The organism is Pseudomonas anguilliseptica, from assembly GCF_900105355.1.
GTDB classification, from domain to species: Bacteria; Pseudomonadota; Gammaproteobacteria; order Pseudomonadales; family Pseudomonadaceae; genus Aquipseudomonas; species Aquipseudomonas anguilliseptica.
In genome coordinates, this window is the sequence record NZ_FNSC01000001.1 from 3046404 (window position 1) to 3062965 (window position 16562).

Here is a 16562-nt window from a genome sequence, read left to right on the forward strand (position 1 = left end):
CGCATTTTGCGTCGAGTAAAGGCGTTATGCCGGCACCAGTCATCAGAAATGCGCCGTGCTGTGCAAAAAGCAAGGAAATTCACTCTCGCGTAGAAAAAACTTCAAGCAATGGTCACGTAAGTGTCACGGCCCATTAATCGGCCTGACACAGGATTTGCCTACCTTGGTCTACACCAGAAGGCGGCTGCCAGCCGCGGTGTAACCGCTAATAAAAAGGAGGCAATCCATGAGCGCAGTGATCCGGGTCGAGAACCTGAACAAGACGTCGGCCGCAAGCAGGCGCTGTTTGATCTGGCGCTGTCCGTCGAACCCGGTGAAATGGTGGCGTTGATCGGCGCTTCAGGCTCCGGAAAGTCGACCCTACTGCGCCACGTGGCCGGCCTGGCCTGCTGTGACCGCAGCGGCGGTGGCAGCATCCAGGTGCTGGGTCGTGAGGTGCAGGCCAATGGCAGTCTGAATGGCGAAGTGCGTTGCCTGCGTGCCGATATCGGCTACATCTTCCAGCAGTTCAATCTGGTTGGCCGTCTCAGTGTGCTGCAGAACGTGCTGCTCGGCTGCCTGGGGCGCATGCCGCGTTGGCGAGGCACCGTCGGCCTGTTCAATGCCGAAGAAAAACAGCGCGCATTGCAGGCATTGGCCCGTGTCGGTCTGGCTGATCTGGCGCAGCAGCGCGCCTCGACGCTATCCGGTGGGCAGCAGCAGCGCGTAGCGATTGCCCGTGCCCTGTGTCAACGGGCCAAGGTGATTCTGGCTGATGAGCCGATTGCCTCGCTCGACCCCGAATCAGCGCGCAAGGTCATGCAGATTCTGGCCGACATCAACCGCGAAGACGGCACCACCGTGGTGGTCACCCTGCATCAGGTCGATTACGCCATGCGCTATTGCCAGCGCGCCGTGGCGTTGAAAGCGGGGCGTATTCATTACGACGGCGCCGCCGCCGAGCTGCATCCCAACTTCCTTAACGATTTGTACGGGGCCGAGCTCATAGCAGAGCCGCAAACCGCAGAGAAGCCGCGCCGTGCGCGTACCCCGAAAGTTCCGCTGGCTCTGGCCAAGGCCTGAGCCGCTTGCCTGTTATGCCAACCCCTGTATGTCCATCTGCACTAGGAGTGCTTTGCATGTTCAAACGTATCAGTCGCGTTCTCGCCGCGTCCACGTTGCTGGCCGGTTCGGTTCTGGGTGCTGCCCAGGCTGCTGAGCAGGAAATCAATTTCGGCATCATTTCCACCGAGTCCTCGCAGAACCTCAAAACCATGTGGGATCCCTTCCTCGCGGACATGAGCGAGCAGACCGGCCTGAAGATCAAAGCCTTCTTCGCCCCTGGCTATGCAGGGATCATCCAGGGTATGCGTTTCGACAAGGTCGACATGGCTTGGTACGGCAACAAGGCTGCGATGGAAGCAGTGGACCGTGCCAATGGGCAGATCTTCGCCCAGACCGTTGCCGCCAACGGCACTCAGGGCTATTACAGCCTGATGGTGGCGCACAAGGACAGCCCGATCAATTCGATCGAAGACATGCTGAAAAACGCTTCGAGCCTGACCTTTGCCAACGGTGACCCGAACTCCACCTCGGGCTATCTGGTACCGGGCTACTACGTGTTCGCCCAGAACAATGCCGACGCCAACAAGATCTTCAAGCGCGCGCTCAATGGCAGCCACGAAGTCAACGCGCTGTCGGTAGCCAACAAGCAGGTCGATGTCGGCACCTTCAACAGCGAAGGCATGGAGCGTCTGCAAGTGACTGCGCAGGACAAGGCCGCTCAGCTGAAGGTGATCTGGACCTCGCCGCTGATCCCGTCCGATCCGATGGTATGGCGCAAGAACCTGGATGACGCCACCAAGAACAAGCTGCGTGAGTTCTTTATGACCTACGGCGACCAGCCGGCTGAGCAGAAAGTTCTGGCAGGTCTGCAGCGGGCCAAGTTCAAGGCTTCCGATGACGATCAGCTGCTGCCGATTCGCCAGCTGGAACTGTTCAAGAAGCGCACCGAAGTGGCCAACAACGACAAGCTCAATGCTGCTGACAAGCAGGCTCAGCTCAAGGAGCTGGATGCCGAGTTGGCCAAGCTGGAAAAACGCATGGCTGAAATCGCCAAGCAGAGCCCTGCCAGCGCTGGTTAATCGCAGTTCTCGACCCGCCGCCCACGGCGGGTCGTTTTCTTCTGCCGTTTGATTCGAGATGTTGTTATGACCACTTTGACCACCGCACCCACGCCTGACCTGATCGCCAAGCGTTCCTGGCTGCAGCTGATCGGCTGGGGGCTGTTCTTCGTTGTGTTGGCCTGGTCCTGGCAGGGCGCGGAGATGAATCCGCTGGCGCTGATCCGCGACTCCAGCAACATGGCGACCTTTGCCGCGGACTTCTTTCCGCCCGATTTCAGCAACTGGGAGCTGTACCTCAAGGAGATGATCGTCACCGTGCAGATCGCTCTGTGGGGCACGGTGCTGGCGATAGTTCTGGCTATCCCGCTGGGCATTCTCTGCTCGGAAAACATCGTGCCGTGGTGGGTCTACCAGCCGATTCGCCGAGTGATGGACGCCTGCCGTTCGATCAATGAAATGGTCTTCGCCATGCTTTTCGTGGTGGCGGTGGGCCTGGGTCCATTCGCCGGGGTGCTGGCGCTGTTTATCGGCACCACCGGGGTGCTGGCCAAACTCTTTGCCGAGGCGGTCGAAGCCATCGATCCGGGCCCGGTTGAAGGCGTACGCGCCACCGGTGCCAGCGCGCTGCAGGAAGTCATCTACGGGGTGATTCCGCAGGTCCTGCCGTTGTGGATTTCCTACTCGCTGTACTGCTTCGAATCCAACGTGCGCTCGGCCACCGTGGTCGGCATGGTCGGCGCCGGTGGCATCGGGGTGATTCTCTGGGAAGCGATTCGCGGCTTCCAGTTCGCCCAGACCTGCGCCCTGCTGATCGTGATCATCCTGGTGGTCAGCCTGCTGGACATCATTTCGCAGCGCCTGCGTAAACAATTTATCTGACGGAGAACGGGCATCTGCGGATGCCCTTTATTAGCCATGCACTTGTCTAGACAACCCGAGCCGCTGTACCGCGAACTGGCTGCCGTGCTGCGTGATGAGCTGCAGCGCATGAGCCCCGGCGATTACCTGCCGGCCGAGGTGCAGCTGGCCGCGCGTTTTGCCGTCAACCGCCACACCCTGCGACGCGCCGTGGATGAGCTGGTGCTCGAAGGCCGCCTGCTGCGCCAGCAGGGCAAGGGTACGCGGGTGCTGGCTAAACCCATGGTCTACCCGATGCAGGCCGGTAGCGCCTACAGCGCCTCGCTTTCGGCGCTTGGTCACAAAGTCGAAGCACAGCTGCTGGAAAGCCGCCTGCGCCCGGCCAGCTGCGAAGAGCGTGAGTACCTGCAACTGCCCAGTGCTGCGCAGTTACTGGAGCTGAGTACTTTGCGCCTGATTGAAGGTCAGCCTGTCAGCCTGACTCGCCATACCTTCAGCACCGAATACGCCGAGTTGCTGGCCGACTACCAGGGCGGCTCGCTGCGCCAGTACCTCAGTCAGCGCGGCCTGCCATTGACCCGCACCTTCAGCCTGATCGGCGCACGCCTGCCCAGCCGTGACGAGGCCGCACGGCTGCTGATGCCCAAACATGCACCGCTGTTGAGTGTGCAAACCCTTTCCCGCGATCTGGCCGGGCGGCCGGTAGAGCTGTCGTTATCGACCAGCCGCGCCGACCGTTTCCAGTACCAGCTCGCCCTTTGATGGAGGCTCGTTGATGAACCGCGAACGACCGCAAAGCAACCTGCTGCACAGCGATCCGCAGATCGCCATTCGCCAGTGCTGGATGGGCGTACTCGCCCGCGCCGGCGGCCAGCTGGCGACCTATGAATCGGTGTTGAAAGAAGCGGATTACCGCCTGATCCGTGCCCCGGAAATTGGCATGTGCCTAGTGCGTGGACGCATGGGTGGCACCGGCAGCCCGTTCAACCTCGGCGAGATGAGCGTGACCCGCTGCGTGGTGCGCCTGGCCGATGGCCGCACCGGTTACAGCTATGTGGCCGGCCGCGACAAACAGCACGCCGAGCTGGCAGCTCTGGCCGATGCGCATTTGCAGGGTGCCGAGCAGGCTCACTGGCAGAGCCGGCTGATCGAGCCCCTGGTCGCTGCACAGCGTGCCCAACAGGCGGCCAAGGCCGCCGAAACCGCCACCACCCAAGTGGAGTTTTTTACCCTGGTCCGAGGAGAAGACTGATGAACGCGGCGAATAGCTCGCAATGGTTGCAACCGGCCTTCAATGACCCGGTGCTGGATGCGCAAACCAGCTTTCGCAGCGCCCTCAAGGCGCTGGCCGAGCCAGGCCTGGTACAACCGCTGAACCGTGCCCTGGCCCTGGAAAACCTCCATCCGGCTACTTACGCCCTGTGCCTGGCGTTTCTCGATGGCGACACGCCGCTGTGGCTGGCGCCGCGTTTCGACACCCCGGCGATCCGCGCCAACCTGGCCTTTCACTGTGGCTGCCCGATTGTCGCCGAACGCGAAGGGGCGCTGTTTGCCCTGCTCGATGAAAGCCAGTTGGCGGACCTGTCGGATTTCGACAATGGCAGCGAGCGCTATCCCGACCAGTCCTGCACCTTGCTGATCCAGCTCGACGCCCTCAGCAATGGCGACGTGCTGCGCTGGCGTGGGCCGGGCATCAAGGACGTACGCAGCGTCGAGCTACCGCTGCCAGCGGCGTTCTGGCAGCAGCGCCAGGCACGCAGTGCGTTCCCCCGTGGCCTGGATGCCTTCTTCGCCGCTGGTGAACAGGTGATCGGCCTGCCGCGCAGCACCCGTGTGCTGCTCAATGCCGAGGAGGCTGCCTGATGTACGTCGCCGTCAAAGGTGGCGAACGCGCCATCGACAATGCCCATTTGCTGCTGGCGAAAAAACGCCGCGGCGATACCTCCATCCCAGAGCTGAGCGTGGAGCAGGTACGCGAGCAGATGCCCCTGGCAGTCGCCCGGGTGATGAGCGAAGGCTCACTGTACGACCCACAGCTGGCTGCCCTGGCGATCAAGCAGGCGGCCGGTGACCTGATGGAGGCGATCTTCCTGCTGCGTGCCTACCGCACCACGCTGCCGCGCTTTGGTGCCAGCGCCGCACTGGACACCACGCAGATGCAGCTGTCGCGGCGCATCTCGGCCACTTTCAAGGACCTGCCCGGCGGCCAGTTGCTTGGCCCGACCTTCGACTACAGCCATCGTCTGCTGGATTTTGCCCTGCTGGCCGAGGGCGAACAGCCTGGGCCGCAGATTGATCCGCAGGCGGAACTGTCGCCGTGCCCGCGGGTGCTGGATTTTCTTGCCGACGAAGGCCTGATGGCTCGCGAGGTCGATGATGGCTTAGCGGTGCCTGATATCACTCGCGAGCCACTGGATTTCCCTGCCAGCCGCGCCCAGCGCTTGCAGGCTCTGGCCCGAGGCGATGAAGGCTTCCTGCTGGCGCTGGGTTACTCGACCCAGCGCGGTTACGGCCGCAACCACCCCTTTGCCGGGGAGATCCGCATCGGCGAGGTCGAGGTCTGGCTGGAGCCGGAAGAACTCGGCTTTGCCGTGCCGCTGGGCGATATCGAGGTGACCGAGTGCGAGATGGTCAACCAGTTCGTTGGTGAGAGTGCCGAGCAGGCGCAGTTCACCCGTGGTTACGGCCTGGCCTTCGGCTATGCCGAGCGCAAGGCCATGGGCATGGCCCTGGTTGACCGTTCGCTGCGCGCGGCGGAGTACAACGAGGAGGTCGAAGGCCCGGCGCAGCAGGAAGAATTCGTGCTGATGCACTGCGACAACGTCGAGGCCGCCGGCTTCGTCTCGCACCTGAAATTGCCGCACTACGTCGACTTCCAATCCGAGCTGGAGCTGATCCGCAAACTGCGCAAGCAGGCCAGCGAGCAGCCCACTGCCCAGGAGCAACGCGCATGAATGCCCAGGCCCAAACACAGTATGCAACTGAGGTCGGCTACAATTTTGCCTACCTCGATGAGCAAACGAAGAGAATGATCCGCCGTGGCCTGCTCAAGGCCGTGGCGATTCCCGGTTACCAGGTGCCCTTCGGTGGCCGCGAGATGCCGCTGCCCTATGGCTGGGGCACCGGCGGCATGCAGCTGACGGCGGCGATTCTCGGCGCTGACGATGTGCTCAAAGTGATCGACCAGGGCGCGGATGACACCACCAACGCGGTGTCGATCCGCCGCTTCTTCGCCCGCACCGCTGGAGTTAAAACCACCACGCGCACGCCCGAGGCGACGGTGATTCAGACCCGCCACCGGATTCCGGAAACCGCGCTGAGCGGCGATCAGATCATGGTTTACCAGGTGCCGATCCCTGAGCCGCTGCGCTTTATCGAACCTTCGGAAACCGAGACCCGCACCATGCATGCGCTGGAAGACTACGGCGTGATGCACGTGAAACTGTACGAGGACATCGCCACCTTCGGCCATATCGCCACCAGCTACGCCTACCCGGTGACGGTGGATGAGCGCTACGTGATGGACCCGTCACCGATCCCCAAATTCGACAACCCCAAGCTGCACATGAGCCCGGCGCTGATGCTGTTCGGCGCGGGCCGCGAAAAACGCCTGTATGCCGTGCCGCCCTACACCCGGGTGGTGAGCTTGGACTTCGAAGATCACCCGTTCGAGATCCAGCGCTGGGACGAATGCTGCGCCTTCTGTGGCAGCCACGACTCTTATCTGGACGAGCTGATTGTCGACGACGCCGGGACCAAGCGCTTCGTCTGTTCCGACACCGATTACTGCATGCAACGCCGTGACCTTGAACAGGAGGGCGCGCAATGAGTGCTGCCGAAAAGTTGCACCTGCACACCGACACGGCGCAGCCGCTGTTTAGCGTGCGCGACCTGACCCGTCTGTACGGCCCGGAAAAAGGCTGCCAGGGCGTGTCGTTCGATCTGTATCCGGGCGAGGTGCTGGGCATCGTCGGTGAGTCCGGCTCGGGCAAGTCGACTCTGCTTAGTCTGCTGTCCGGGCGCTGCCCGCCGGATCGCGGCGCAGTCAGTTATCGCGACACGGCCGGTAACTGGCTCGATCTGTACAGCGCAGCGACGCACCTTGCTGCGTACCGAGTGGGGCTTTGTCGAGCAGAACCCGCGTGACGGCCTGCGCATGGGCGTGTCGGCCGGGGCCGATATCGGCGAGCGGCTGATGGCTCAGGGCGTGCGCCATTACGGCGAACTGCGCGCGGCCGGCATCGACTGGCTGAAACAGGTGGAGATCGACCCGCTACGCATCGACGACCTGCCGCGGACCTTCTCCGGCGGCATGCAGCAGCGTTTGCAGATCGCCCGCAACCTGGTTTCCAGCCCACGGCTGATCTTTATGGACGAGCCCACCGGTGGCCTCGACGTGTCGGTGCAGGCGCGCCTGCTCGACCTGCTGCGCGGCCTGGTGCGCGAACTGGACCTGGCGGTGGTGATCGTCACCCACGACCTGGCGGTGGCGCGCTTGCTGGCGGACCGGCTGATGGTGATGCGCCGCTCTCATGTGGTCGAGGCCGGTCTCACCGATCAGATTCTCGATGACCCGCAGCATCCCTATTCGCAGTTGCTGGTGTCGTCGGTGCTTCAACCCTGACGCTGGGTAGGGTGGATGACGCTGTTTTCATCCACCGAGGTGTTGCCATGGTGGATGGATAAAGCGCCATCCACCCTACGAAACGACTCTCGCGCCGGATCACATCCGGTCGTACGTAGTTCGAGGTTTATATGAATACGCTTATCGAGGTCTCTGGCCTTAGCAAGACCTTCACCCTGCATCAGCAGCACGGCGTGGTGCTGAACGTGTTGAGCGGCCTGCATTTCAGCGTGCGCGCCTGCGAATGCCTGGTGCTGCACGGCCAATCCGGCGCCGGCAAGTCGACCTTGCTGCGCACCCTGTACGGCAACTACCAGGCCGCCGGCGGCAGCATTCGCGTGCTGCACAACGGCGCCTGGGTCGAGCTGGTCGGCGCTGAACCGCGCCAGGTGCTGGCGGTACGCCGGCAGACCCTGGGCTATGTCAGCCAGTTTCTGCGGGTGATTCCCCGTGTTTCGACTCTGGATGTGGTGATGGAACCGGCCCTGGCCCGTGGCTGGAGCAAGGCCGATGCTGAAGCGCGGGCGAAAAGCCTGCTCAGCCGGCTGAATATCCCCCAGGCCTTGTGGCAACTCGCCCCCGGCACCTTCTCCGGCGGCGAGCAGCAGCGGGTGAATATCGCCCGCGGCTTTATGGTCGCCTGGCCGTTGATGCTGCTGGACGAACCCACCGCCTCCCTGGACGACGCCAACCGCCAGGTGGTGCTGGAACTGATCGATGAAGCCAAGGCCGCCGGTAGCGCGCTGATCGGCATCTTCCACGACCGCGCCGCCCGTGAGGCAGTGGCCGATCGTTACCTTGATATGAGCGCTGCAGCGCAGCAGGAGTATGTATATGCCGGTTGAACAGATTCTTACCAACGCGCGGATCGTCACCGCCGAACAGGAGTTTGTCGGCACCCTGGTGCTGCATGACGGCCTGATCGCCCAGGTGGAAGAGGGCGTCAGCGGTTTGTCGCAGGCGCAGAACTTGAACGGTGATTACCTGCTGCCCGGCTTGGTCGAGCTGCACACCGACAACCTGGAAAAATACATGAGCCCTCGGCCGGGGGTGGATTGGCCCTCGGCCTCGGCGGTGCTGACCCATGATGCGCAGATTGCCTCGGCGGGCATCACCACGGTGTTCGATGCCCTGGCGATTGGCGACGTCAACCCGCGTGGCAAACGCATGCAGCAACTGCCGGCGATGCTCGAGGCGATTGCTTCAGCGGCAGCGGCCGGGCATCTGCGCGCCGATCACCGCCTGCACCTGCGCTGCGAGGTCTGCCACCCGGAGACTCTCGCGGTGTTTCGCGATCTGGTCGAGCACCCGCTGGTACAACTGGTCTCGGTGATGGACCACGCGCCGGGCCAGCGCCAGTTCGCCAAGGAAGACAAATACCGCGAGTACTACATGGGCAAGTACCATCTCAGTGCTGCGGAGATGGATGCCTTTATCGTCGAGCAGGTGGGCAACTCGCGGCAGTACAGCGACCGTCAGCGTCGCAGCATCGTTGCCGATTGCCAGGCCCGCGGTATTTCCGTGGCCAGCCACGATGACGCCACCCTGGCCCATGTTCAGGAGTCGGCCGGCTTCGGCATGTCCATCGCCGAATTCCCCACCACCCTGGAAGCCGCCAAGGCCAGTCACGAGCTGGGCCTGAAGGTGCTGATGGGCGCGCCGAATATCGTGCGCGGCGGTTCGCACTCCGGCAATATCGCCGCCGCTGAACTGGCTCAGCAGGGTGTACTGGATATCACTCTCCAGTGACTACTACCCGGCCAGCCTGCTGCAGGCCGCTTTGCTGCTGGCCGGGCAGGATAACGGCTATGATCTGCCGCGAGCGATTGCCACCGTCAGCCGCGTGCCGGCACAAGCGGCGGGGCTGCATGATCGTGGCGAAATTCGCGTCGGTTTGCGTGCCGACCTGGTGCAGGCGCAGGTGCACGGGGGCCAGGCGGTGATCCAGCAAGTCTGGCGACAAGCGAAAAGGGTGTTCTGATGAGTGGCCGGTTGATCTATCTGATGGGGCCTTCGGGCTCGGGCAAGGACAGCCTGCTGAATGCCGCGCGCGAGCGCCTGGCCGAACGGGGTTGTGTGATCGCCCGGCGGGTCATCACCCGCTCGGCGGAAGCGGTGGGCGAGGACGCCATTGGCGTGTCGCCGGCCGAATTCGACCAGCAGGAGGCCGCCGGTGCCTTTGCCCTGAGCTGGCGCGCCAACGGCCTGGCCTATGGCATTCCCCGGCAGATCAATGACTGGCTGGCGTCGGGGCAGGATGTGCTGGTCAATGGCTCGCGCGGCTATCTGCCTCAGGCGCGCCAGCGTTATCCCGAACTGCTGGCGATCCTGCTGCAGGTGGATGAAGCAGCCCTACGCCAGCGCCTGCAAGCGCGCGGCCGGGAAAGCGCCGAGCAGATTGAGGCCCGCCTGGCGCGCAGCCGCTACTTTGTATCGGCCATCCCTCGGGCTGCAGGAGTTGCGTCTGTGGGAGGCGCTTTAGCGGCGACGGTCGCGGCTGAAGCCCCTCCCACGGCAGCACCAGTTGAGAGCACCATTGTTTTGGATAACTCCGGCCCGCTCGACCAGACCGTCACCCAGCTGCTGCAACTGCTTAGCGATGCCCGTGCATGCGCTTGACCCTACTCGGCACCGGCGATGCGCGTCAGGTGCCGGTGTACAACTGCAGCTGCGCGGCCTGCGACAGCGCGCGGGTTTATCCCGCGCGGCGCCGTGGCCCCTGTTGCGCGCTGATCGAATGTGGCGCGCAGCGCTGGCTGATCGACTCGGGCCTGACCGATCTGTGCGAGCGCTTCCCGCCCCATAGCCTGAGCGGCATCCTGCAAACCCATTACCACGCCGACCATGCCCAGGGCCTGCTGCACCTGCGCTGGGGTCAGGGGCCGATTATTCCGGTGCATGGCCCGGATGATCCAGAAGGCTTGGCCGACCTGTACAAGCACCCCGGTATTCTCGATTTCAGCCAGCCGTTTGCGGCGTTTGAGCGGCGGCAACTGGGTGAGTTGGGCGTCACGGCGCTGTCGCTTAATCATTCCAAGCTGACCTTTGGCTACTTGCTGGAGGGCGACGGTAGGCGTATCGCCTACCTGACAGACACCCTCGGCGTGCCGGACGGCAGCGCCGAGGTGCTGCGCCAACAGCCGCTGGATCTGCTGGTGCTGGATTGCTCCACCGCGCCGCAACCCATCGCCCCGCGCAATCACAACGACCTGACTCGCGCGCTGGAGGTTGTTGATCAACTGCAACCAAGGCAAAGCGTGCTGACCCATATAGGCCATAGCTTCGATGCCTGGCTGCTGGATAACCCCGATGCCTTGCCGGCCGGCGTCAGCCTGGGCAGCGACGGGCTGCTGCTGTGAGTTGCAGGCGCCTTGCCGCGGGGTAGGGTTGGCGGCACGCACCTGCTGCACGTGGTGGCGTGCAGCAGCCTTGCGCCTTACCAGCGGTGGCTGGTGTTGCTGCTGCGCATCAACTGGCTGTACAGCGGGTAGTAGTCGCGGTTGAGCAGGTTCTGGATGCCCAGGCTCAGCTTGTCGGCATCGCTCAGGCGGTAGTCGCTGATCAAATCCAGCGTGCTGTAGCTGTGCACCTCGCGCCGGCCGAAGCTGGCCTGACCGTCCAGGCGATAGTCTTGACTGCCGATGTAGGTGGCCTGCAGGCGATTGCTCCAATCAGCGTTTGGCTGGTACTGCAGGTAGGCGGTCAGCTTCAGTGGTGGCACTCGGAAGCCGGTCATATCCCGCCAGTCGCCGTTGTCCGGCTTTTCGCGGCCCCGCATCCAGGTCAAGGTGCTGCCCACGCCCCAGACATCATCCAGGCTCAGCCAGTCGACGCTGCCCTCGACGCCGTAGATGCGTTCCTGAGTACGGGAGAGGATCAGGCCGTTGTTGAAACTCTGCACATCGCCCAGGTCCGAGGTGGTGTAGAACAGTGCCAGCGAGGCCCGGGTCTGATCGCCGAGGGCGCCGCGCCAACCCAGCTCGTAGTTGTTGGTCTTCACTGGCTGCAGATCGGAAGAGTCGATATTGAAGCCACGACGGGCGTTGCGGATCTGTACGCCGATGTCGGGCAGCTGGAAGCCCTGGCTGAACGCGGCATAGAGCTCTTGATCGGGAATGGGGGCATACACCACACCGAGGTTGTATAGCAGATCGTCGTAACGGATCGTGCCGCCCGGCACGGTCGCAGGGCTGGCGTTGTGGATCTCGGAGAGCGGGACGAAGTCGTCAAAGCGGGCAGTGGCGTATTCGTAGCGCAAGCCGCCGTCGACCGACCATTGGTCGTTGAGGCGGTGTTGCAGCTGGGCAAAGGCGCCGCTGCTGAGGGTGGTCAGCTCCGGCAAGTAGGTCATCTTGCCGATCTTTGCGTAGGCGGTGCCGCCGCTGGCGTCGTAGGCAGCCGGGTCGAAGATATCGAGCGGCATATCGCTGCGTTCGTGGTTGAGGTCGCCGCCCCAGATCAGCTCGGTGCTCTCGCCCAGTGGCGTGCGCAGGGTCAGGCGGCTGCCGACCACCTCGCTGTTCTGCATCACCTGGTCGACGAAGCGGCCGCGGACCGCCACGCCGCGGGCATCGAAGGGGGTGAATCGGGTGAAATAGTCGCGGTAGTAGAGTTGTGCCGACAGGCGACTGCCGAGCAGGTCGGTATGGCTGTATTCGAGGTTGGCCATGCTGTTCTTGATCTGGTTCTGCTCGTCCAGGCTGAGACCTGTGAGTGCCTGCGCGGGTACTGTGCCAGCCGGCAGTCTGGCCACTGCAGGGTCGGAGGTGTAATCGCTGTCCTGCTGGGCGTTGTAGTGACTGAGTGCGAGTTGGATGCGTTGCTCGTCGTCAATACGCAGACCGAGCTTGCCGCCGATATTAAAGACGTTGGAGTCGAACAGGTCGCCTTGGCTGGGCTCCGGCGCGATTCGCCGACCATCGGCGTCGAACGAACTGCCAATGTGCCGGGCACCAAAGTCGAGGGCGTAATCGAGTCGCTCCAAGGAGCCGGAAAAGTGATGTTGCAACTGCCCGCCGAGGCCTCTGTGGTCAAGCTGGGTCAGCGATGAAGTGCCGGTCAGTGTGGTTTCAGCGCGCATTTCACCGCCTGCCGGGCGGGTGGTGATGCTGACGATGCCGCCCGTGGCACCGGCGCCATAGATGGCACTGCTGCCGTGAGTCACCTCTATGCGTTCGATCAGTGCCGGGTCGATGTTGGCCAGGTTGCGTGAGGAGTCGCGGTTGGTGTTCAGTGGCACGCCGTCGACCAGGATCAGCATGGTGCGACCGCGCAGGGTTTGGCCGTAATCGGTGATGGTGCGGCTGGAGTCCGACAGGCCAGGAATGCTTTTGGCCAGTACGGTGGCCAGGCTGTCGGAGGCCATGCGCAGTTTTTCCAGCTGCTCCCGCTCGATCACGTCGACCTGACGCACCTGCGCCACCAGATCACTGGCGGTGCGCGACGCGCTCACTTCCATGGGCGCAAGCTCGATGGCTGCCACGGTGGCGTTCGGGGCATCTGCGGCGAGTGCGCGGGGCACCACGATATAGGTGTGATCGCCTTGTTGCTGCGCCTCGAGGCCGCTGTCTTTGAGCAGGTGGCGCAGAGCTTCGCGGGTGTTCAGGCGGCCACGCAGGGCCGGCGATTGCTTGCCGAGGGCGACATCGCTGGAGAACAGAATCTGGCTGTCAGATTCTGCTGCTAGTGGCCTATCTGGTTAATCCAATAACTCATTCCGAATTACAGCCAGCTTTGCTCGATGCACGGAGCTGATAATCGACTCAGCCGTTTTGCTCCAGCGGAACGGCTTAGCCGAATGTTCGTTATGAGCCTCAATGAAGCGACGTATCGCCGCTCTCAGGTCAGCCACGCTGCTGAAGGCATCACGATAAAGCGCCCGTCTTTCCAGTTGCGCAAACCAGCCCTCCACGGCGTTCAGCCACGAGGCGCTGGTCGGTGTGAAGTGCAGCTTGAAACGGGGATGCTTCTCCAGCCATTCCCTGACGGCAGCGGTCTTGTGAGTCGAGCTGTTGTCCAGAATTACATGCAGGTCCAGCTCGGCGGGGGTGCTGCGGTCGATCTGTCGAAGGAACTCCAAAAACTCCTTGGCCCTGTGCCGCTGGGTGATACGGCCGATGACCTTACCCGTCAGGATGTCAAAGGCTGCGTACAGACTGGCCGTACCGTGGCGCTTATAGTCATGCGTCCGCCGCTCAATCTGCCCGGGCTTGAGCGGCAGCATGGGCTGTGTGCGGTCCAGCGCCTGGATCTGTGTTTTTTCGTCAACAGATAGCACCAGGGCGTTGTCGGGCGGATTCAAATAGAGCCCGACGACATCGACCACTTTGTCTGCAAAGTGCGGGTCGTTACTGATCTTGAAGGTTTTCAACCGGTGCGGCTTGAGGTCGGCAGCAGCCCACACCTGTGCGACCTGCCAGATGCTGACCCCAGCGTACTTGGCCATCAACCGTAGGCTCCAGTGGGTAGCTTCGCGCGGGACTCGCTGGGTCGTCAGCGTCAGGATTTCCTTGATCTTCGCTTCGTTGAGCTTGCGAGGCGCTCCACTGCGCCGCAGGTCACTCAGCCCCTCCAGACCGGTCTCCTGGTAGCGTTTACGCCATTTGAAGACCACTGGCGCAGAGACTTGCAGCTGCTCGCTGATCTCCTTGGGCGTGAGACCGTTGGCCAGCAGCAACAGAATTCTGGCCCGCTGGCCGATGCTCTGAGGCAGCGATCCCATGCGTAACCAGCCTTGCAGCATGTCGGCATCACTGGGACTCAAGAAGAATGGGGCTGCTGGCCGGGCCATATGGGAGCTCAATTCATGACGATAGAGCGCGCAGTATACTGGCTCGGCATTGGATTAACGAATTTTACAGACAGTAACTAGGTGGATTAAGTGATCAGCGGCAACACAGATGCCCCGCAACTGGCGCAGGATTGCACCTGGCGCTGCGTGAGCCCGCAGATTGCTAGAATTTTGCCGTGACGGAACAGGCGACGAGTGAGCTATGCAACGCGACCATCGGGAGCAACTCAACCTCAGTTGGCAGGCCAATGCCGATGCCTGGACGGCGGCCGTGCGCGAGCAGCGTATTGAAAGCCGCCGACTGGTGACTGATGCAGCCATCGTTCAGGCGATTCTCGCCCTGGCGCCCACGCGTGTGCTGGATCTGGGCTGCGGCGAGGGCTGGTTGTGCCGTGGGCTGGTCGAGCATGGTATTGAGGCGGTTGGCGTGGATGCTTCCGCCCCACTGATCGCCGTGGCTCAGCAGGCGGCGACAGGTGCGTCGCAGTACCGCGTATGTGGTTATGCCGAGCTGGAAAGCCAGGCAGGGCTGCTGGGCCGTTTCGATGTGCTGGTGGGCAACTTTGCCCTGCTGGAAGAGCCACTGGCGCCGACCTTGAATGCTCTGCATGGCTTGCTGGCCGCAGATGGCAGGCTGCTGATTCAGACCCTGCATCCCTGGCGTGCCTGCAACGATGCGAGCTATCGCGACGGTTGGCGGGTGGAAACCTTTGCCGGCTTCGGTGAGGGCTTTGCCCAACCGATGCCCTGGTTTTTCCGCACACTTGAGTCCTGGTTGGTGTTGTTCAGCGATACCGGCTGGCGCCTGCAATGGCTGCAGGAGCTGTTGCACCCGGAGAGCGAGCAGCCGGTTTCGCTGTTGATGCTGCTGAGTTCCGAGCGCAACTGAACCGGCTGTGCTGCCTATCAGTCGACGATAAACAGCCGCGCTCCTTCGGTCGTGGATGAACGATGCGCTTCAGCCTGATCAGCCACCTGATAGCTCATGCCCGCCGTCATTACAAAGCGCCGGCCGTCCTCCAGCTCGGTGTGCAGTTCGCCTTCCAGACACAGCAGAATATGGCCCTTCTGACACCAGTGATCGGCCAGGTAGCCGGCGCTGTACTCGACCATGCGCACGCGGATGCTGCCGAAAACCTGGGTGCGCCAGTAGGCCATGCCGGTCTCGCCGGCATGTTCACTACGCTCAATCTGGCTCCAGTCGGTAACGCCGAATGGGATATCGCTGATGTTCATGTGCTCATCCTTTAATCAGGTCAATCAGTTGCGGCGCTGACGGTCTTCGGTATAGCTGCGCATCACCCACTGGCGGGCCGGATGGGCGTGCAGCTCATCGAGGAAAGCCTGGGTCTTGGCATCGTGCCCGGCAATGCCTTCCCATGGTGTACCAGCAGGGGTGAATAAGGGGGCGAACAGGGCGGCGGCGCTGATGTCGGCCAGGGTCAGCTGCTCACCGACCAGATAGCGCGATGGATCACCCTGGATGCGCGACTCGATCAGTGCCAGGCTTTCGAGCAGTTCGGCCTGGGATTTCGCCACACGCGGCGGCGTTACCCCATACAGGCGCTGCACACCGTTGATCAGCACCGGCTTCATCAGGTCGCGTAGGCCCAGCAGCGGGCGGTAGACCTTGAGCATGGCGTGCATCACCGAATCCCATTGCTTGATCTGGCCATACAGCCAGCGGCGTACATGCACGCCCATATGGTCGAACTGCGCTTCCAACTCCAGCACCTCGGCCCGTTGCGCGGCATCGGCTGGGAGTAGCGGCTTGTCCGGATAGCGCTGTTCCAGATAGAGGGCGATTTGCGTTGAGTCGCCGATCACCTGCTCGCCATCCTTGAGGATCAGCAGGGTGACGATGTCCGCCAGGCGCTTGCTCTTCAGCCGATGCAGGCCGGGGAAGAGGTTGTCGACCTGAAAGTCGAGGCCCTTGTGATCCAGGTGCCAGCGGGTTTTCTCGCAGTAGTGGGAAATCGGGAATTGGTAAAGCGTGCGCATGGTCGGCCCTCGGCAATGGTGCGCCGAGTGTACGGGCTGTTACGCCGACTACCCAGTCGTAACCGGTAGTCCAGGCTTTCGTTGGGGGAGGGGGCAGTACTGACCAGGGAGTTACAACTAAGAATCGGTTTACGATCTTGCGAGCTAGAGTCCTGCAAGGCAAAAACAGGCGAGGAAGCGGAGT

The 16562-nt window shown here is 62.7% G+C and carries 14 protein-coding genes and 4 pseudogenes; 14 read left to right on the forward strand and 4 right to left on the reverse strand.

Annotated elements, in window-relative coordinates:
- The first annotated feature begins 226 nt into the window (after window positions 1–226).
- The 13 genes and pseudogenes from phnC to phnP all read left to right on the forward strand — a co-directional run bounded on the left by phnC (window position 227) and on the right by phnP (window position 10946).
- Window positions 227–1062: pseudogene (gene phnC, locus BLW24_RS14785) on the forward strand (phosphonate ABC transporter ATP-binding protein).
- A 56-nt stretch (window positions 1063–1118) separates the two neighbouring features.
- Window positions 1119–2123: a phosphonate ABC transporter substrate-binding protein gene (phnD, locus tag BLW24_RS14790; RefSeq protein ID WP_090382967.1), complete on the forward strand. Its 1005-nt coding sequence runs from the start codon at window positions 1119–1121 to the stop codon at window positions 2121–2123.
- 66 nt (window positions 2124–2189) lie between these two features.
- The gene (gene phnE / locus BLW24_RS14795; protein WP_090382973.1) at window positions 2190–2984 is read left to right on the forward strand and encodes a phosphonate ABC transporter, permease protein PhnE; all 795 of its coding nucleotides are present in this window, start codon (window positions 2190–2192) and stop codon (window positions 2982–2984) included.
- Between the two features lie 36 nt (window positions 2985–3020).
- A complete protein-coding gene (gene phnF / locus BLW24_RS14800; RefSeq protein ID WP_090382978.1) occupies window positions 3021–3725 on the forward strand; it encodes a phosphonate metabolism transcriptional regulator PhnF in 705 nt (234 codons plus the stop codon).
- Window positions 3726–3738: 13 nt separating this feature from the next.
- Window positions 3739–4215 (forward strand): phosphonate C-P lyase system protein PhnG, encoded by a 477-nt coding sequence (phnG, locus tag BLW24_RS14805; RefSeq protein WP_090382983.1) that lies wholly within the window; start codon window positions 3739–3741, stop codon window positions 4213–4215.
- Complete coding sequence (gene phnH, locus BLW24_RS14810; RefSeq protein ID WP_090382986.1) at window positions 4215–4826, forward strand: phosphonate C-P lyase system protein PhnH; 612 nt, start codon at window positions 4215–4217, stop codon at window positions 4824–4826. Before phnG ends, phnH begins: the two co-directional genes overlap by 1 nt.
- Window positions 4826–5917: a carbon-phosphorus lyase complex subunit gene (locus tag BLW24_RS14815; protein ID WP_090382992.1), complete on the forward strand. Its 1092-nt coding sequence runs from the start codon at window positions 4826–4828 to the stop codon at window positions 5915–5917. The genes phnH and BLW24_RS14815 overlap by 1 nt, the downstream gene beginning before the upstream one ends.
- Complete coding sequence (locus BLW24_RS14820; protein WP_090382997.1) at window positions 5914–6792, forward strand: alpha-D-ribose 1-methylphosphonate 5-phosphate C-P-lyase PhnJ; 879 nt, start codon at window positions 5914–5916, stop codon at window positions 6790–6792. Before BLW24_RS14815 ends, BLW24_RS14820 begins: the two co-directional genes overlap by 4 nt.
- Window positions 6789–7587: pseudogene (phnK, locus tag BLW24_RS14825) on the forward strand (phosphonate C-P lyase system protein PhnK). The gene BLW24_RS14820 and the pseudogene phnK overlap by 4 nt, the downstream one beginning before the upstream one ends.
- Window positions 7588–7718: 131 nt before the next feature.
- On the forward strand, window positions 7719–8432 hold the full coding sequence (phnL, locus tag BLW24_RS14830) for a phosphonate C-P lyase system protein PhnL (protein WP_090383002.1): 714 nt from the start codon (window positions 7719–7721) through the stop codon (window positions 8430–8432).
- A pseudogene (locus tag BLW24_RS14835) lies at window positions 8422–9568 on the forward strand (alpha-D-ribose 1-methylphosphonate 5-triphosphate diphosphatase). The gene phnL and the pseudogene BLW24_RS14835 overlap by 11 nt, the downstream one beginning before the upstream one ends.
- Window positions 9568–10206 (forward strand): phosphonate metabolism protein/1,5-bisphosphokinase (PRPP-forming) PhnN, encoded by a 639-nt coding sequence (phnN, locus tag BLW24_RS14840; RefSeq protein ID WP_090383009.1) that lies wholly within the window; start codon window positions 9568–9570, stop codon window positions 10204–10206. The pseudogene BLW24_RS14835 and the gene phnN overlap by 1 nt, the downstream one beginning before the upstream one ends.
- The gene (gene phnP / locus BLW24_RS14845; RefSeq protein WP_090383012.1) at window positions 10197–10946 is read left to right on the forward strand and encodes a phosphonate metabolism protein PhnP; all 750 of its coding nucleotides are present in this window, start codon (window positions 10197–10199) and stop codon (window positions 10944–10946) included. The genes phnN and phnP overlap by 10 nt, the downstream gene beginning before the upstream one ends.
- Window positions 10947–11023: 77 nt before the next feature.
- On the opposite strand, the pseudogene BLW24_RS14850 reads toward phnP, so the two are convergent.
- Together BLW24_RS14850 and BLW24_RS14855 are read right to left on the reverse strand one after the other, a co-directional pair.
- Window positions 11024–13273: pseudogene (locus BLW24_RS14850) on the reverse strand (TonB-dependent receptor); the annotation flags it as partial.
- A 12-nt stretch (window positions 13274–13285) separates the two neighbouring features.
- Window positions 13286–14377, reverse strand: a complete 1092-nt coding sequence (locus tag BLW24_RS14855) for an IS630 family transposase (RefSeq protein WP_090375546.1) — start codon at window positions 14375–14377, stop codon at window positions 13286–13288.
- A gap of 202 nt (window positions 14378–14579) precedes the next feature.
- Here BLW24_RS14855 and BLW24_RS14860 point away from each other — a divergent pair, with 202 nt between their 5' ends.
- The gene (locus BLW24_RS14860) at window positions 14580–15266 is read left to right on the forward strand and encodes a class I SAM-dependent methyltransferase (protein ID WP_090383024.1); all 687 of its coding nucleotides are present in this window, start codon (window positions 14580–14582) and stop codon (window positions 15264–15266) included.
- A gap of 17 nt (window positions 15267–15283) precedes the next feature.
- On the opposite strand, the gene BLW24_RS14865 is transcribed toward BLW24_RS14860, so the two are convergent.
- Complete coding sequence (locus BLW24_RS14865; protein WP_090383030.1) at window positions 15284–15613, reverse strand: DHCW motif cupin fold protein; 330 nt, start codon at window positions 15611–15613, stop codon at window positions 15284–15286.
- 24 nt (window positions 15614–15637) lie between these two features.
- Entirely contained in the window at window positions 15638–16378 is a 741-nt protein-coding gene (locus BLW24_RS14870) for a glutathione S-transferase family protein (protein ID WP_090383037.1), read from the reverse strand.
- Between the last annotated feature and the right edge of the window lie 184 nt (window positions 16379–16562).

Bases quoted from the DNA above. Each gene is read 5' to 3' on its own strand.
- phnH (WP_090382986.1), top strand. From the start codon at position 4,215: ATGAACGCGGCGAATAGCTCGCAATGGTTGCAACCGGCCTTCAATGAC.
- BLW24_RS14870 (WP_090383037.1), bottom strand. From the start codon at position 16,378: ATGCGCACGCTTTACCAATTCCCGATTTCCCACTACTGCGAGAAAACC.
- phnD (WP_090382967.1), top strand. From the start codon at position 1,119: ATGTTCAAACGTATCAGTCGCGTTCTCGCCGCGTCCACGTTGCTGGCC.
- phnN (WP_090383009.1), top strand. From the start codon at position 9,568: ATGAGTGGCCGGTTGATCTATCTGATGGGGCCTTCGGGCTCGGGCAAG.
- BLW24_RS14855 (WP_090375546.1), bottom strand. From the start codon at position 14,377: ATGGCCCGGCCAGCAGCCCCATTCTTCTTGAGTCCCAGTGATGCCGAC.
- phnL (WP_090383002.1), top strand. From the start codon at position 7,719: ATGAATACGCTTATCGAGGTCTCTGGCCTTAGCAAGACCTTCACCCTG.
- phnP (WP_090383012.1), top strand. From the start codon at position 10,197: ATGCGCTTGACCCTACTCGGCACCGGCGATGCGCGTCAGGTGCCGGTG.
- BLW24_RS14820 (WP_090382997.1), top strand. From the start codon at position 5,914: ATGAATGCCCAGGCCCAAACACAGTATGCAACTGAGGTCGGCTACAAT.
- BLW24_RS14860 (WP_090383024.1), top strand. From the start codon at position 14,580: ATGCAACGCGACCATCGGGAGCAACTCAACCTCAGTTGGCAGGCCAAT.
- phnE (WP_090382973.1), top strand. From the start codon at position 2,190: ATGACCACTTTGACCACCGCACCCACGCCTGACCTGATCGCCAAGCGT.
- phnF (WP_090382978.1), top strand. From the start codon at position 3,021: ATGCACTTGTCTAGACAACCCGAGCCGCTGTACCGCGAACTGGCTGCC.
- BLW24_RS14865 (WP_090383030.1), bottom strand. From the start codon at position 15,613: ATGAACATCAGCGATATCCCATTCGGCGTTACCGACTGGAGCCAGATT.
- phnG (WP_090382983.1), top strand. From the start codon at position 3,739: ATGAACCGCGAACGACCGCAAAGCAACCTGCTGCACAGCGATCCGCAG.
- BLW24_RS14815 (WP_090382992.1), top strand. From the start codon at position 4,826: ATGTACGTCGCCGTCAAAGGTGGCGAACGCGCCATCGACAATGCCCAT.